The organism is Streptomyces sclerotialus, from assembly GCF_040907265.1.
Taxonomy (GTDB): Bacteria; Actinomycetota; Actinomycetes; order Streptomycetales; family Streptomycetaceae; genus Streptomyces; species Streptomyces sclerotialus.
Genome location: NZ_JBFOHP010000002.1, coordinates 2176274 through 2191635, shown reverse-complemented (window position 1 = coordinate 2191635; position 15362 = coordinate 2176274). Strand labels below are relative to the sequence as shown.

13 protein-coding genes are annotated in these 15362 nt (G+C 73.9%); 9 read left to right on the top strand and 4 right to left on the bottom strand.

The window, feature by feature from the left end; genetic code table 11:
• The first annotated feature begins 5 nt into the window (after positions 1-5).
• The gene (locus tag AAC944_RS09770) at positions 6-2687 is read left to right on the top strand and encodes a caspase family protein (protein WP_030619047.1); all 2682 of its coding nucleotides are present in this window, start codon (positions 6-8) and stop codon (positions 2685-2687) included.
• Positions 2684-4030, top strand: coding sequence for an extracellular solute-binding protein (locus tag AAC944_RS09765; RefSeq protein ID WP_030619046.1), 1347 nt, complete (start codon positions 2684-2686; stop codon positions 4028-4030). Before AAC944_RS09770 ends, AAC944_RS09765 begins: the two co-directional genes overlap by 4 nt.
• 39 nt (positions 4031-4069) lie before the next feature.
• Here AAC944_RS09765 and AAC944_RS09760 read toward each other — a convergent pair whose 3' ends face one another.
• The 3 genes from AAC944_RS09760 to AAC944_RS09750 form a co-directional block, all read right to left on the bottom strand.
• Positions 4070-4318 (bottom strand): hypothetical protein, encoded by a 249-nt coding sequence (locus AAC944_RS09760; protein WP_030619044.1) that lies wholly within the window; start codon positions 4316-4318, stop codon positions 4070-4072.
• A 30-nt stretch (positions 4319-4348) separates the two neighbouring features.
• Complete coding sequence (locus AAC944_RS09755) at positions 4349-5617, bottom strand: inorganic phosphate transporter (protein WP_030619041.1); 1269 nt, start codon at positions 5615-5617, stop codon at positions 4349-4351.
• Between the two features lie 195 nt (positions 5618-5812).
• Positions 5813-6619: a lysozyme gene (locus tag AAC944_RS09750; protein ID WP_030619038.1), complete on the bottom strand. Its 807-nt coding sequence runs from the start codon at positions 6617-6619 to the stop codon at positions 5813-5815.
• Between the two features lie 216 nt (positions 6620-6835).
• Between AAC944_RS09750 and AAC944_RS09745 the strand changes: the two genes are divergently transcribed.
• The 3 genes from AAC944_RS09745 (at position 6836) to AAC944_RS09735 (ending at position 10704) form a co-directional block, all read left to right on the top strand.
• Positions 6836-7507, top strand: a complete 672-nt coding sequence (locus tag AAC944_RS09745; protein WP_030619035.1) for a class II aldolase/adducin family protein — start codon at positions 6836-6838, stop codon at positions 7505-7507.
• Positions 7508-7614: 107 nt separating this feature from the next.
• The gene (locus AAC944_RS09740) at positions 7615-8742 is read left to right on the top strand and encodes an alpha/beta hydrolase (protein ID WP_030619032.1); all 1128 of its coding nucleotides are present in this window, start codon (positions 7615-7617) and stop codon (positions 8740-8742) included.
• A 216-nt stretch (positions 8743-8958) separates the two neighbouring features.
• Complete coding sequence (locus AAC944_RS09735; protein WP_368397082.1) at positions 8959-10704, top strand: hypothetical protein; 1746 nt, start codon at positions 8959-8961, stop codon at positions 10702-10704.
• Positions 10705-10766: 62 nt separating this feature from the next.
• On the opposite strand, the gene AAC944_RS09730 is transcribed toward AAC944_RS09735, so the two are convergent.
• A complete protein-coding gene (locus AAC944_RS09730) occupies positions 10767-11192 on the bottom strand; it encodes a VOC family protein (protein WP_030619027.1) in 426 nt (141 codons plus the stop codon).
• A gap of 290 nt (positions 11193-11482) precedes the next feature.
• Between AAC944_RS09730 and abc-f the strand changes: the two genes are divergently transcribed.
• The 4 genes from abc-f to AAC944_RS09710 all read left to right on the top strand — a co-directional run bounded on the left by abc-f (position 11483) and on the right by AAC944_RS09710 (position 15299).
• Positions 11483-13081: a ribosomal protection-like ABC-F family protein gene (gene abc-f / locus AAC944_RS09725; RefSeq protein ID WP_030619024.1), complete on the top strand. Its 1599-nt coding sequence runs from the start codon at positions 11483-11485 to the stop codon at positions 13079-13081.
• A gap of 408 nt (positions 13082-13489) precedes the next feature.
• Positions 13490-13711: a helix-turn-helix domain-containing protein gene (locus tag AAC944_RS09720; protein ID WP_006606369.1), complete on the top strand. Its 222-nt coding sequence runs from the start codon at positions 13490-13492 to the stop codon at positions 13709-13711.
• A 129-nt stretch (positions 13712-13840) separates the two neighbouring features.
• Positions 13841-14620 carry an enoyl-CoA hydratase/isomerase family protein gene (locus tag AAC944_RS09715; protein ID WP_030619019.1) on the top strand — a complete coding sequence of 260 codons (780 nt, stop codon included), beginning with the start codon at positions 13841-13843 and terminating at the stop codon, positions 14618-14620.
• A gap of 208 nt (positions 14621-14828) precedes the next feature.
• Positions 14829-15299 carry an Asp23/Gls24 family envelope stress response protein gene (locus AAC944_RS09710; RefSeq protein ID WP_030619016.1) on the top strand — a complete coding sequence of 157 codons (471 nt, stop codon included), beginning with the start codon at positions 14829-14831 and terminating at the stop codon, positions 15297-15299.
• Positions 15300-15362 lie beyond the last annotated feature (63 nt).

The following is a 15362-nucleotide window of genomic DNA, read 5'->3' as shown; positions in this document are numbered from 1 at the left end:
CGGCGATGCCTCTCTACGACGCGCGGGGCAAGCGGAACCGCGCGCTGGTCATCGGCGTCAGCCGGTACCAGGACCCGCGGCTGCCCGACCTCGACGCGGTCTTCGCCAACCCCGACGAACTGGGCCGGGTGCTGTGCGCCCCGGCCACCGACCTCTTCCTGCCCCAGGAAGTGACGCCGCTGCGCCCGGACACCCCCGAGGAGCTGACCGCCGCGCTGCGCACCGCGGCCCGCGAGGCACGCGGACTGCTGCTCGTCCACTTCTCCGGGCACGGCCGGGTCCGGCGCGACGGCAGTGATCTGCACCTGCTGGTCGGCTCGTCGCGGGTGGCGCAGGACGAGCGCCGGGTCGCCTCGCACGAAGCGGTCTCCTGGGCCAAGGACGTCCTGCCGCGCCTGGAGGATTCCCGGGCCGACCGCGTCGTCGTCGTGCTCGAATGCTGCTTCGCGGGCAACGCGGACGACAGCTTCCGCACCCACGAGAAGCCGGTCTCGCTGCTGATGGCCGCCCAGCCGAACCGCCGCATCTTCAGCGGGACCGAGCCCGGCGGCGGCACCCTCTTCACCCGGGCCGTGCTCGACATCCTCGAACACGGCATCGAGGGCAAGGAGTTCGTCACCTTCGAGGACCTGGCCGGCGAGCTGCGGCGGCGGCTGGCCGGGCACACCACCCCGCAGGGCGGCGCCTGGGTGCCGCGCGCCTCCAAGCAGAACACCGTCGACGACGTGGTGGTCTCGTTCGCCAACCGGGGGCCGCGGCCCCGCCGTACGCCGCCGGTGGTACGGGCCCGGCGCTGGTGGCGCACCCGGCTGCGGCCCAGGTTACGGCTGCTGGCCGTCGGCGCCGCCACGCTCGCCCTCGTCGTCGGCGCGGTGCTCTTCGCCGGTCAGCTGCGGTCGTCCGGCCCGTGCCCGCCCGCCCAGGAGCTGCGGCTGCTCACCGCCCCCGAGGCTGAGCCGACGCTGCGCGCCGCCGCCCTCGCGTACGAGATGTCCGACCTCAACGCCGAACCCGTACCGGGCGAGGAGCACGTGCCCGACGGCTGCCGGCGCACCCAGATCACCGTCTACTCCGCCGCCAAGGACCAGGTCGCGCAGGGCTTCGCCGCTGCGGACCGCTGGCAGGGCGAGGCCGAGGGCACCGAGCAGGCCCCGTCCGGCACCGGCGGCCAGGCCACCGAGCCGCTCTACCGCCCTGGCCCGCAGCCCGACCTGTGGCTGCCCGAATCGACGGTGGACTACCTCCAGGTCCGCGAGGACCTGGCCGCGGACGCGCCCGCCACCCTGCACCGCATCGGGCCGGTCGCCTACACCCCGCTCGTCGTCGGCGTACCCGCCGAACGGGGCCTGCCCGACGTGGAACAGGCCGGCAGCAGCTGGCACGAGATCCTGGACGACGCGGCGGACAGGAAGCTGCGGCTGCTGCGCCCCAGCCCCGTCCTGTCCGGTGTCGGCCTGATGCACACCATCGGTCTCTACCTGGCCGACGACGGCATGCCGGTCGCCGAGGACAGCGGTGCGCCCGCGCCGGAGGTGGCCGAGCGGGCGGAGAGCCGGCTGCGGGCACCGGGCAGCCAGTACGCCGGCAGCGCCGAACTGCTGTGCTCGCTGCGCCCGGGTGCGGCTGCGTCCGGCGCGGTGCCGCGCGCCACCGCGGCGCCGCTGGTCACGGAGAAGTCCCTCGCCGACGCCAACCTCGGCCACGCCGTCGGCAACTGCCCGGCCCTCGCCACCGTCCCCGAGAAGGACGACCGCTACGAGGCGTACTACCCGTCCGGCGTGCCGGGCCTGGACCACCCGCTGATCCGTGTCACCTGGAAGGGGGCCGCCGACGCCGAGCGCCGGGAGGCCGCCGCGGAGCGGTTCGCCGACTGGCTGCGGCGGCCGGGCGGCGGACAGAAGGTGATCACGCAGGCCGGGTACCGCGGGGTGAACGCGGTCGGCCGCGCCGCCCCGCCGCCCACCGGCTCCCCGCTCCGCGACAGCCGGGCGGGCGTCCTGCCGGACGCCGGCGTGGAGCCGTACACCGCGGGACAGCCACGGGTCGCCCAGGTGCTGGCCGCGTACGACTCGGCGCACCGCCCCGGACAGCTCCTCTTCCTCCTCGACACCTCCACCTCCATGGCGGACGGCGGCCGGATCGCCGAGGCGGCGGACGCGGTCGGCCGCGCCCTGGAGGTCCTCGGGCCGAAGGACACGTACGGGCTGTGGACGTATCCCAGGCCCGGCACGGCCGCGCGCGACCGCGAGCGCCCGGTGGAGCGGGTCCCGGCGGGCAGCACCGACCCCGCTGCGGGACGCACGGTCCTGGAGCGCCTCCAGCGGGGCGACGGCGGCCTGGTCGACCAGGGGGCATGGATGCGGGAGGCGCTCACCGCAGCGCTGGACCGGCTGCGCGACGGCCCGGCCGGGCGGACCAAGGCCGTGGTGCTCGTCCTCGACGAGGACGACGGCGCGGGGAAGCGGTCGGCGGCGGCGCGTGAGGCGCTCTCCGACGCGCTGGCCGCGCATCCCAGGGTTCCCGTGGTGGTGCTGGCGGCCGGCAAGGGCGGCTGTGACGCGGCCCCGGTCCGGCACATCGTCACGGACTCCGGAGGCAACTGCGTGGCCGGCGGGCCGGGAGCCGCGGACACCCTGGCCGGACTGGTGGCCTCCTTCGGCACGGGCGGACAGGAGGCGGGCCGGTGAAGCGCGTGGCCGCGGCGGCCGCCGCCGTCCTCTGCCTGCTCGCGGCGGGCTGTACGGACCCGGGGCCCGCGCCTGCCGTGGACGGTGACATCGTCCTGGCCACCGGCAGCGATCTCAGCAGCACCGGGGTGCGCCGGGAGCTGATCCGGCAGTGGGAGCGGCGGACCGGGAGGACGGTCCGCATCGTCAAGCTGCCGGACACCGCCGACGGGCAGCGCAGCCAGCTGCTGGCCGCAGGACAGTCCGGCAACAGCGGGTACGACGTGCTCAACATCGACGTGGCCTGGACCGCGGAGTTCGCCGCCGCCGGCATCATCCGGCCGTGGGGCGCGGAGCTGGACGGCGACTTCCTCGCCAGCGTCAAGAAGACGGTCGTCACCGGCTCCGACGGCACCGTCTGGGCCGTCCCCTTCAACACGGACGCCGGACTGCTCTACTACCGCAGCGACCTGCTGGAGAAGTACGGGTACGACGGGCCGCCGGAGACCTGGGAGCAGCTGCGGACCTGGTCGCAGGAGATCATGGCGAAGGAGAACGCCCACCGTCCGCCGGCCGAGAAGCTGTACGGCATGGTCGCCCAGCTGCGGCCCTACGAAGGTCTCACCGTCAACACCCTGGAGTCGGTCTGGGCGTCCGGCGGCGACCCGGAGCGGACCGCCCACCTCGCCGGGGCGCTGCAGCAGGGCGTGTACGCGCTCAAGGAGCGGCTGCGTACGATCATGCCGCAGGAGGCGACGGCGATGGACGAGACCGCCAGCCGGCAGTGGTTCGCCGAGGGGCGGGCGCTGTTCATGCGGAACTGGCCGGTGGAGTACGCCTCGGTCGCCGAGAAGCTCGAACCGGGCCGGCAGTTCGACGTGGCCCAGCTGCCCGCGGGCTCGCCGGAGGGCCGGCACCGCACCGTCCTGGGCGGCCAGAACCTCGCCGTAGCGGCCGACGCCGCGCATCCGGACGAAGCGCGTTCGCTGATCACCGCCCTCACCTCGGCCCGCAGCGAGCACTGCCTGCTGCAGCGCGGCTTCGCGGCCACCCGGGCCTCGGCGTACGACGGCACGGCGCCCCCGTGCGACCTGCCGCCCGACGACGCCCGGCGGGAGGAGGGCGACGGCGCCCGGCACAGCACCGCGCCGCCCGGCCAGGACCCGCCGTACACGGACCTGCTGCACCGCGCGCTCAAGGACGCGGCGCCCCGCCCGCGCAGCCCGCACTACGCCACGTACAGCAAGGTCGTCCAGCTGTACGTCTCCGACTACCTCACCGGCACGGACGACGCGTCCATCGCCGACGCGCTCGCCGAGGAAGCGACGAAGGCGCTCAGCGGCCGCGGAGAACGCGGACGCTGAGCGCCTTCGGGGCGGGTGCGGGGCGTCGTGCCCCTGCGGTCAGCCGGCGACGATCAGGTAGATGCCGTAGCCGACGGCCGCGAGGCAGAGCGCGAAGCAGGCGTACCCGCCGGTGCGGGCCACGGCCGAGGAGCCGCTGCCGGCGACGGCGGCGGAGCCGGCCTCACCCTCCTGCGGGGCCTTGCGGGAGGTCCCCACGATGCCCAGGGTGAACAGGCCCACCATCGCGACCGTCACCACGAGGGTGGTGCCGAAGACCTGGCCGAGTGCGGCCCAGTCGATGTTCATGGCGTCAGTTCCTTCACGCGAGCGTCCGGGTCAGCGGACGGCCGAGGTGGCACGGGCGGGGGAGGGGGAGCCGGACTGCTGCGCCGGGATGCCGTCGATGGTGCCGGCGCCGGTCGTCGTGGCGCTCGCGGGCGGCGGGGCGACCGACTGGAAGGCGGTGGTGACGACGCCGGCCGGCGTGGCGGACTCGACGGGCTCCACGTCGTTGACGTTGCTGTGGTCCACCGGCTTGCGGCGGGAGGCGGCCCAGATGCCGCCGCAGATCACGACGCCGAGCACGGCGACGGTGACGATGCCCCAGGTGCCCTGGCCGGCGAGGAAGGCGGCGCCGGCGGCGACCAGCCCGGCGGCCGGCAGCGTCAGGCCCCAGGCGATCACCATGCGGCCGGCCGTGGACCAGCGCACCACGCCGCCCTTGCGGCCGAGACCCGAGCCCATGACGGCACCGGAGCAGACCTGGGTGGTGGAGAGCGCGAAGCCCAGGTGCGAGGAGGCCAGGATGGTGACCGCGGCGCTGGTCTGGGCGGCGAAGCCCTGCGGGGGCTGGATGTCGGTGATGCCCTTGCCCATCGTGCGGATGATCCGCCAGCCGCCCAGGTACGTGCCGAGGGCGATGGCGATGCCGGCCGAGGCGATGACCCACAGGGGCGGGTCGGCCTGCGGGGCGAGCGCGCCGCCGGTGATCAGGGCGAGGGTGATGACGCCCATCGTCTTCTGGGCGTCGTTCGTGCCGTGGGCGAGGGAGACCAGGGCGGCCGAGGCGATCTGCCCGGCGCGGTAGCCCTTGGCGGTGTCCTCCTCGGCGCGGTTGCGGGCCAGCCGGTAGGTCAGCCGGGTGGCGGCCGTCGCGGCGATGCCCGCGACGATCGGCGCGGCCACGGCCGGGATGAGGACCTTCATGACGACGGCGTCCGCGTTGACCCCGCTCATGCCGACGGACACCAGGGTCGCGCCGATCAGGCCGCCGAAGAGGGCGTGCGAGGAGCTGGAGGGGAGGCCGGCGAGCCAGGTCAGGAGGTTCCAGACGATGGCGCCGACGAGACCGGCGAAGATCACCTCTGGTCTGATGCCGGCGCCTTCGTCGATGATCCCGCCGGAAATGGTCTTGGCGACCTCCACGGAGAGGAATGCGCCGACGAGGTTGAGCACCGCCGACATCGCCACCGCGACTTTGGGCTTCAGTGCCCCGGTGGAGATGGTGGTGGCCATGGCGTTGGCCGTGTCGTGGAAGCCGTTCGTGAAGTCGAACACCAAGGCCGTGACGATCACGATCCCGATGAGAAGCGTGATGTGTTCCATTCACCCAGGCAATCAGTTCGATGGTCAGTGACGCGAGCGACCGTACGGACGGTGGGTGAACGGAAGATGAACGACAACGGGCCTGGTGGTGACGCCCCCGCCGTTTTCGTGCGGAGGCGTCTCACCCGTCACTTGAGGTTCATCCCGTGGTGCCCTCGGTGTGCTTCGCGCCGGGCCTTCCGGGACGCTGCGCGCCTACCCTCCGGCGAACTTACGGAGCTGCCCGAAGGAGCCGTTCCAGGCGTTCTGGTCGCCCGGCAACGTGCCCTTGTTCGAGTACTGCCAGATGCTCAGGAAGGACCATCCCTTCGGCAGCTCGCCAGGCCTGCCGTGCCAGGACGCCAGCCACAGCGGGTGGCTCTGCGCGAAGGCCCCGCTGCCGCCGGTGCAGGTGTTCCACCAGCGGGTGGTCGTGTAGATCACCGGCCGGCGCCCGGTCTGCCGCTTGATCTCGTCGCTGAAGTCCCAGATCCAGGAGACCATCTTCTTCTTGCTCACGCCGTAGCACTTGTGCTTCTTGCTGTACGGGTTGTGCTCGATGTCCAGCGCGGGCGGCAGCGTCCAGCCGTCCGCCGTCCAGCCGCCGCCGTTGCGCAGGAAGTACCGGGCCTGCGCCGCGCCGGAGGACTGGTTGGGCACCGCGAAGTGGTACGCGCCGCGCAGCAGACCGGCCCCGCGGGCACCGTCGTACTGCTGGTCGAAGTAGGGGTTGGTGTAGTCGGTGGACTCGCTGGCCTTGACGTAGACGAAGCGCGCGCCCTTCGCGCGGGCCTTGGCCCAGTCGACGTTCTTCTGGTGCGAGGAGACGTCGTGGCCGCGCGGCACGCCGGCCGCGGCCGACGGGCTCGCGGCGGCGAGCTCGGTCAGCGCCGTGCCGGCCAGCGCGGCCAGTGCGAGGGCGGTGCCGGTGGCGACGGATGCCAGCCGGCGACGCGGGTGCGGAGGGGTGGACGGGGGCCTGCGGGTGCGGGCACTAGGGGACGGTTTGCGATCACGAGCCATGGTTCCCCCCGGATGGCGACGTGCATGACAAAACATCCAGAGGCTATGGGAAGATCCCGAGATGCCGGATGACCTCCGGCCATTCGCTGGTTACCACCGAGATATCCCGGTTTGCGGGATACCGGAGCGGAATGGTCCGGCTTACAGTGCCGCGGCTGCGCGCGGTACGACCGGTACGGTGCGCGCCGCGGGGGTTTCCAGGAGGGAGCGGGGCGGATGACGGAGCGGGAACCGGGACCGGCGCAAGAGGTGGCGGAGGCGTGGGACGCGCTGGTGGCCACCGCGCGGCGCACGGTGACGGACGGACTGGTGGTCGGCACGTCGGGCAATGTTTCCGTGCGCGCCGGAGGGCTGGTGCTCGTCACGCCCAGCGGCGTCCCGTACGACCGGCTCGGGCCTGCCGACGTGGTGGCGGTGGACCCGGTGGACGGACGGCAGGTGGCCGGCGCGCTGAAGCCGACGAGCGAGCTGCCGATGCACCTCGCGGTGTACCGCCACACCGGTGCCACCGCTGTCGTCCACACCCACGCGGTGCACGCCACCGCGGTGTCCACACTGGTCCCCGAACTCCCGCCGGTGCACTACATGACCGCGGCCCTCGGCGGTACCGTCCGGGTCGCCCCGTATGCGGCGTACGGCAGCCAGGAGTTGGCCGACAACATGCTGCGGGCCCTGCGCGACCGCACCGGCGTGCTGCTGCAGAACCACGGGACGCTCACCTACGGCGACACCCTCGACCAGGCGTACGACCGTACGGCGCAGCTGGAATGGATGTGCCGGCTCTGGCTGACGGCCGCGTCCGTCCCCGGCCGTTCGCCGTCCCTGCTCTCCGCGGGACAACTGGCCGAGGCCGCCGAACGGCTGCGGGGATACGGGCAACGGGACTGACCCCCGTACCCGCGCGGGGAGCGCGGCGCCCCGCCGGTGGCCGGGTCCGTCACCCGGCCGGGCCGGTCCACTGGCCACGGGCCGCCGGGCTCCCCAGACTGGGGAGGGTGCGCCTGGGAACCGCGGCGGCAGCGGCCGTCTCCACCGTGATCGGTACCGGCGCGGCCGCCCTCGCGGCCGGCCGGTACGCCAGCGATGTCGCCCTGAAGCCCGCCCCCGACCGGCCGTTGCCGGGCGACGGGCGGCTGACGGTGCACGCCACCACCGCCGACCGGATCACCCTCACCCGCAGCCTGTCCGCGCTGCGGCCGGGCCGGTACGGGCTGATGGGCCGCGGCTGCCACGCCGTCGTCGGGCCGGTGGCCGACGACGTGCCGCACGAGGCCGACACCGTCGTCCGGCGCCTGGAGCGGGTCACCCACGGGGCCCTCGGGCGCGGCACGCGCGTGTGGCTGACCCCGCAGGTGCACATCGGCAATCCGTCCGACGCGCTCGGCCTGGAGTGCGCCGACGTCGACGTGCCCGGCGAACTGGGCGCGCTGCCGACGTGGTTCCTGCCCGGCGAGCGGGTGACCTGGGTCATCACGGTGCACGGCCTCGGCACGACCCGGGAGCACCCGATGGTCGTCATGCCGTTCCTCCAGCGCCACCACTTCCCGGTGCTGGACCCGGCCTACCGCAACGACCTCGGCGCGCCGCGCACCGCCGACGGCATGGCCCACCTCGGGGACGCCGAGTGGCGCGACGTGGACGCGGTGATCCGGTACGCGCTGCGGTACGGCGCCCGCCAGGTGATCCTGCACGGCTGGTCCACTGGCGCGACCATGGCGCTGCACGCCGCCGCCCACTCCGCGCTGCGGGACCGGATCGCCGGACTGGTGCTGGACTCACCGGTACTGGACTGGCGCGCGACGGTACGGGCGCTGGCGACGGCCCGGCGGGTGCCGCGCCCCGTGCTGCCGCTGGCCGTGCGGGCCGCGGAGGGGAGCACGGGCCTGCACTCCGACCGGCTGGCCGAGGCACGCGACCCGGCGCTGCTCTCCGTACCGACGCTGATCTTCCACGGCCCCGGCGACACCGTCGCCCCGTGGTCGGCCTCCCGCCGGCTGGCCGCCGCCCGCCCCGACCTGGTCAGCCTGCACACCGTCAGGGACGCCCCGCACGGCGCCATGTGGAACGCCGGTCCCGACAGCTACGAAGAGGCGCTCCGCCGGTTCCTGACGCCGTTGATGTGACGGCCGGGGGAGCGGCCGGGGCTCCCGGCGCGGGGAGGCTCTGCCCCTGTGCCTCTGTACCCCTGTACGGCTGTGGCACCGAGGGCCGGAGGGTGTGGCACGGGGTGTCGCGGGGAAGGGTGCGATCATGGGCGGAACGGGCAGGAACGGCGCTTCCGGAGAACGCAAAGCGACTTCCGATTGGGTTTTCGGGCGCACAAGAGCAAGACTGCTCCTGTGACGTCCCGTACTCCGCGCGACTCCCGGCTCCGCCTCGTCCCCAGACAACCGATCGCCGCCGCCCGCCGTGCGGTGAGCACGCGGACCACCAGGCCCGCGCCACGGCCGCCCGAGGGCACCCCGCCGCCCGCCGAGCTGGCCCGGATGGCACGCGGCGGGCTGGCGAGCGCCGTCCGGGTGGCCCGCTGGGCCGCCCGCGAGCGGGGCGAGGGAACCGGCGCGCGCGCCGCCGCCGACGGCTCGCTCCCGGACGCCGCGGCCGAGCAGGCCGCCGCCGCACTGGAACTGACGCCGCAGCAGGTCCGGGCCGACTGGGACCGGGCCCGGCTGGCCGGCCTCATCGAGCTGCACGGCGGGGTGGCCCGGCCGGGCTGGCGGCTGCGCGCCTGGGACCGTGACGACTCCGCCGCGCTGCGCGGCTGGGTCGCGCTCTTCGACGCCTGGTCGCTGGCGCGGCCCGCACCGGCGGACGCGAGCCCGGGAGCGGTCGCCGAGGTGATCGAGGCGCTGCCGCAGGTGCTGTCGCTGCTCTACCTCTCGGCGGGCCCGGTCCAGGTGGCCGACCTCCTGGAACTCCTCGACCAGCGCATCGCCGAACTCCGCACGGAACGCTGCGAGGTCCCGTACGACCGCACGCTTCGCCAGGAGCCGGGCCGGGCCCCGGAGCCCGGCCCGGCCGCGGTTACCGGCCCGGCCGCGGAGACCGGCCCGGAACTGACGCCCGGCCCGGGGCCGGTGCCGACGCCTGCCCCGGAGTCCGGCGGTACGGCTGGTCCGGGAGCCGACGGCACGCCCGGCCCGGGGCCGGTGGCGACGCCCGGCCCGGGGGCGGCCGGTGACGGTGCCGTCCCGGATGCCGATGGCCAGGCCACTGAACACTGGAACGGCCGGCCGGAACCCGGCGGCCCGGACGGCGGCGCTGACGGCGGCCCGGACGGCGGCGCGGGGGCGTCGTCCGCGGCCCTGCTGGACTGGGCGCTGGACGCACTGGCCGCGGTCGGCGCGCTGGTCGTACCGGGCGGGAGCGGCGCCCGTACGCGCGGCGCCGGGGACGCCGCCGCACTGCTGCGCGGCGGCGAGCCGGCCGGCGAGCGGCAGGCGCAGCTCACCCCGCTCGGCAGCTGGGCCGTCTGGGTCAAGCTCGAACAGATCTGCGTGGCCGCGCAGAGCCCCGCCGGCAACATCGAGCAGTCCGCCGAGGCGATGCTGCGCGGCTGCGCGCGGCTCACCCCGGGACCCGCCCGCGCGGAGTACCGGGCATGGCTGGCCGCGCGCTCCGTCGGCAGCGCGGTCGAGGAGCTGCTGGAGGTCGCCCGCGGCGAGGACGCCCTGCTGCGCGGGCTCGCCTTCGAGGCGCTGCGGACGGTCGGCGCACCGGCCGAGCCCGCCGTACGCGCCGCGGCCGACGAGCCGGGCCTGCGGCCGTACGCCCTGCTGTGGCTGGTCGAGCACGAGGGCGGCGACCCCGAGACCGCGCCGGACGTGCTCACCCGGGAGGAGTCGACCTGGCTCTGGGTGGACACCGCGGCCGCCGTCGCCGACCACGGGGAGAGCCGGCTGCTCGTACGGCACCTGGACTCCGCCGTGCAGGGCTCCGTGCCGCGCCTGCTGGAGGAGGTGCGCGCCGTCGGGCATCCGCGCACCGTCCAGGTCCTCGTGGCACTGGCCGCCGCCCACCCGGACCCGGCACTCGCCAAGGCCGTCCGCCGGGCCGCCTTCCAGGTCCACACCGGCGGCGCCTGACCCCGGGCCGGACGGCCGCCCGGCCCGCGCCCGCCCGGCCCTGCCGGGCGGGCGGGCGCGGCTCAGCCCTCCGTCCCGTCGGCGTCCCTGGTCGTCGGGGCGTACGTGCCGAAGCTCCAGATGTTGCCCTCCTGGTCGCGGGCCATGTAGTCGCGGGAGCCGTAGTCCTGGTCGGTGGGCGGCATCAGGATTTCCGCGCCGGCCGCCGCGGCCCGCGCGTGATGGGCGTCGACGTCGGGCACGGCGACGTAGACACCGGTCGGCCCGGCGTCGCCCATCGCCTCGGCGAAGACGCCGCCGCGGCCCTTGGCGCCGAGCATGACCGTGCCGTTGCCGTAGGACAGCTCGGCGTGCAGCACGGTGCCGGACTCGTCCTCGTACAGCGCGCCCCTGCTGAAGCCGAAGGCGGCCGTCAGGAGCTCGATCGCGCCCTTGGGATCGCGGTAGAGAAGGGTCGGGCAGATGGAGGGGGACGGGATGGCGGGCATGGCTCGGTCCCTTCGAGAGCCGGTGTGGCCTGACTCACATCAGTCTGCCAGTGGGGTCTGACAACGCCATGTGACCTGGGCCTACGCCCCGAGTGAGGCATCGTGAGGAGCGCGCGGCGCCGCCGGTGCCGCCGGGAAAAACTGCTTGCACACCACCGTTAGACTGGCCCTATGGCAATTCTCCTTGTGCATTAGACGGCGCAGGCCCGTCCGCGCTCCCACGGAGCGCGCCGCGTTGCGGCTTCTTCCGCCCGTCCGTCCCGCCGTCCACCCTGCCCTGGAGTCTTCCCGTGATCACCGCCTCCGGCCTCGAGCTGCGCGCCGGCGCCCGAGTCCTCATCGAGTCCGCCTCTTTCCGCATCGCCAAGGGCGACCGCATCGGCCTGGTCGGCCGTAACGGCGCGGGCAAGACCACCCTGACCAAGGTGCTGGCCGGCGAGGGCATCCCCGCGGGCGGCACGGTCACCCGGTCCGGTGAGGTCGGCTACCTCCCGCAGGACCCGCGCACCGGTGACCTGGACGTCCTGGCCCGTGACCGGGTGCTCTCCGCCCGCGGCCTGGACGAGGTCCTGCGCAAGATGCGCGAGAACGAGGACCGGATGTCCAACGGCAAGGGCGCCACCCGCGAGCGCGCGATGAAGAAGTACGAGCGCCTGGAGACGGAGTTCCTGACCAAGGGCGGATACGCCGCCGAGGCGGAGGCCGCGACCATCTGCGCCAGCCTCGGCCTGCCCGACCGTGTCCTCGGCCAGCCCCTGCACACGCTCTCCGGTGGTCAGCGCCGCCGTGTCGAGCTGGCCCGGATCCTCTTCTCGGACTCCGACACGCTCCTCCTGGACGAGCCGACCAACCACCTCGACGCCGACTCGATCCTCTGGCTGCGGGACTACCTCAAGACCTACCGCGGCGGCTTCATCGTCATCTCCCACGACGTGGACCTCGTCGAGACGGTCGTCAACAAGGTGTTCTACCTGGACGCCAACCGGTCCCAGATCGACATCTACAACATGGGCTGGAAGCTGTACCAGCAGCAGCGCGAGGCCGACGAGAAGCGCCGCAAGCGCGAGCGCGCCAACGCCGAGAAGAAGGCCGCCGCGCTGAACTCCCAGGCGGACAAGATGCGCGCCAAGGCGACGAAGACCGTCGCCGCGCAGAACATGGCCAAGCGCGCCGAGAAGCTGCTGGCCGGCCTGGAGGAGGTGCGGCAGTCCGACAAGGTCGCCAAGCTGCGCTTCCCGAAGCCCGCGCCGTGCGGCAAGACCCCGCTCACGGCGGCGGGCCTGTCCAAGTCGTACGGCTCGCTGGAGATCTTCACCGACGTCGACCTGGCCATCGACAAGGGCTCCCGGGTGGTCATCCTCGGCCTGAACGGCGCGGGCAAGACGACCCTGCTGCGGCTGCTGGCCGGAGCCGAGAAGCCCGACACCGGCTCGGTCACCCCCGGACACGGCCTCAAGCTCGGCTACTACGCGCAGGAGCACGAGACGCTCGACCCGGACCGCACGGTCCTGGAGAACATGCGCTCGGCAGCGCCGGATCTGGACCTGGTCGAGGTCCGCAAGACCCTGGGTTCCTTCCTGTTCTCCGGTGACGACGTGGACAAGCCGGCGGGCGTGCTCTCCGGTGGCGAGAAGACCCGCCTCGCGCTCGCCACCCTGGTCGTCTCCTCCGCGAACGTCCTCCTTCTGGACGAGCCCACCAACAACCTGGACCCGGCCAGCCGCGAGGAGATCCTCGGGGCGCTGCGCACGTACGAGGGCGCGGTGGTCCTGGTGACGCACGACGAGGGTGCGGTGGACGCGCTGGAGCCGGAGCGGATCATCCTGCTGCCGGACGGCGTGGAGGACCTGTGGGGCCCGGACTACGCGGATCTGGTGGCGCTGGCCTGAGGTCACGCGCCGGGCCTGCCGGGGCGTCCCGCTCCGGCCCGCCGCAGCGCCCGGCACCGATCGGCACGGGCCGTAGGACATCTTGATCAACGCGGTATGGATCATTCGGCCGACGGGTGATCCATCATCTGAGTGAGAACGGCTCGTACCCGGCGCGGCGCGCCGCGCGGGAAAAGGCGGACGGTCACGGATTCGCTCTTGTTCCGCCCCGCACCCCCTGACCTGGCGCTTCTTCGCGCCGCTCGGGCGAGGCGCCGCAGTAAGGCCCTTGGAATCCTCGATTCCAGGCGGTCGTGCGCCGCTCCTCGCGCCAAACGATGTCCTACGGACCTTGCCGAATGGGTGGCCAGGACGGGCGGGAGGGGTGATCATGAGAGTCCAGAGCGCACTTCCCATGAGGAGGCACGGGTGGCCGAGACTCTGAAGAAGGGCAGCCGGGTGACCGGCGCCGCGCGCGAGAAGCTCGCGGCAGACCTGAAGAAGAAGTACGACTCCGGAGCGAGCATCCGGGCGCTGGCCGAGGAAACCGGCCGCTCCTACGGGTTCGTGCACCGGATGCTCAGCGAATCCGGTGTGGTCCTGCGTGGTCGTGGCGGGGCCACGAGGGGCAAGAAGGCCGCCTCGGCCTGACTTGAGGCGGCCCGCGACTCCGAAGAGCCGACGGTGCCACCCGGTCGAAGAAGTGATCGACCGGGTGGTTACTGTTCAGTTAACTTAGCGGTTGCTGTTCAGTAGCCGAGGTGGACCCGGAGGCGCTCCATGACCCTGCTCGACAAGGACGGTGTCCGGCTCACCGTTGACGACGCCGTCGCCACGGTGACCCTCACCAACCCCGCCAAGCGCAACGCACAGTCGCCCGCCCTGTGGCGGGCCCTGGCCGAGGCGGGGCGGCAGCTGCCCGGCAGCGTGCGGGTCGTCGTGCTGCGCGGCGAGGGCAAGTCCTTCTCCGCCGGCCTGGACCGCCAGGCCTTCACCCCCGAGGGCTTCGAGGGCGAGCCGTCCTACCTCGACATGGGACACGGCCCGGAGCACGAACTCGACGCGCTGATCGCCGAGTACCAAGAGGCGTTCACGTGGTGGCGGCGGAACGACATCATCACGATCGCGGCCGTCCAGGGACACGCCATCGGCGCCGGCTTCCAGCTCGCGCTCGCCTGCGACCTGCGGGTGTGCGCACAGGACGTGCAGTTCGCGATGCGTGAGACGAGCCTGGGGCTGGTGCCGGACCTGACCGGTACGCAGCCGCTCGTCCATCTGGTGGGCTACGCCCGGGCGCTGGAGATCTGCGCCACCGGGCGGTACGTCCACGCCGACGAGGCCGAGCGCACCGGCCTCGCCAATCTCGTGGTGCCCGGGGAGCAGCTCGACGGCGCCGTCGCGGACCTCGCCGCTGCGCTGCTCGCCGCGCCCAGGGACGCCGTCATCGAGACCAAGGCCCTGCTGGCCGGGGCCGGTGCGCGCACGTTCGACGAGCAGCGCGCCGCGGAACGCGCGGCGCAGGGCCGCCGGCTGCGTGACCTCGCGGGCGCCGGCGAGTAACCCGGCAGTCCCCGCCCGCGGGGCGCGCCGTGCCGTCCCGCGGGCGCGTGACCGACCGGCCCGCGCCGTTCATCCGCCCTCTCAGCCGCCCACTCGGCGTATCCCGGCGGTATCCCGGCGGCGGTTCGCGCCGACCGCGCCTAATGTGGGCTCCGGAGCGCACGCCAGGTGTGTCCGCTCCTTCCTGCCCGCGGAAAGGGACGATGCGATGAGCGACACCGCACAGGGCGGCCGGCCGCACGGCGAGGGAGCCGCCCGCAAGACCCTCGGTTCCGAGCGCGGCGGAGGCGATCCGGCGACCCGGGGACGCACGACCATCGCGGACGGCGTCGTCGAGAAGATCGCCGGCATGGCCGCCCGGGACGTCATGGGCGTCCACGCGATGGGCAGTGGCCTCGCCCGCACCTTCGGCGCGGTACGGGACCGGGTGCCCGGCGGCCGTTCCGTCACGCGCGGCGTGAAGGCCGAGGTCGGCGAGGTGCAGACGGCACTGGACCTGGAGATCGTCGTCGAGTACGGCGTGGCGATCGCCGAGGTGGCCAGGGCGGTACGGGAGAACGTCATCGCGGCGGTCGAGCGGATGACGGGCCTGGAGGTCGTCGAGGTCAACATCGCGGTCAGCGACGTGAAGCTGCCGGACGAGGAAGAGGAAGAGGAGACGGAGTCCCGGCTCCAGTAGCGGTTCGAGCCGTTCGGGCGGCCGGGCCGGCCGAACGGGCGGTACGGATGCCGGCGGCCGTTC

Excerpts from the sequence above, each read along its gene's own strand:
- AAC944_RS09770 (WP_030619047.1), top strand. The coding sequence starts at position 6 with ATGCCTCTCTACGACGCGCGGGGCAAGCGGAACCGCGCGCTGGTCATC.
- AAC944_RS09760 (WP_030619044.1), bottom strand. The coding sequence starts at position 4,318 with ATGAACATCGACTGGGCCGCACTCGGCCAGGTCTTCGGCACCACCCTC.
- AAC944_RS09755 (WP_030619041.1), bottom strand. The coding sequence starts at position 5,617 with ATGGAACACATCACGCTTCTCATCGGGATCGTGATCGTCACGGCCTTG.
- AAC944_RS09750 (WP_030619038.1), bottom strand. The coding sequence starts at position 6,619 with ATGGCTCGTGATCGCAAACCGTCCCCTAGTGCCCGCACCCGCAGGCCC.
- AAC944_RS09745 (WP_030619035.1), top strand. The coding sequence starts at position 6,836 with ATGACGGAGCGGGAACCGGGACCGGCGCAAGAGGTGGCGGAGGCGTGG.
- AAC944_RS09730 (WP_030619027.1), bottom strand. The coding sequence starts at position 11,192 with ATGCCCGCCATCCCGTCCCCCTCCATCTGCCCGACCCTTCTCTACCGC.
- AAC944_RS09715 (WP_030619019.1), top strand. The coding sequence starts at position 13,841 with ATGACCCTGCTCGACAAGGACGGTGTCCGGCTCACCGTTGACGACGCC.
- AAC944_RS09710 (WP_030619016.1), top strand. The coding sequence starts at position 14,829 with ATGAGCGACACCGCACAGGGCGGCCGGCCGCACGGCGAGGGAGCCGCC.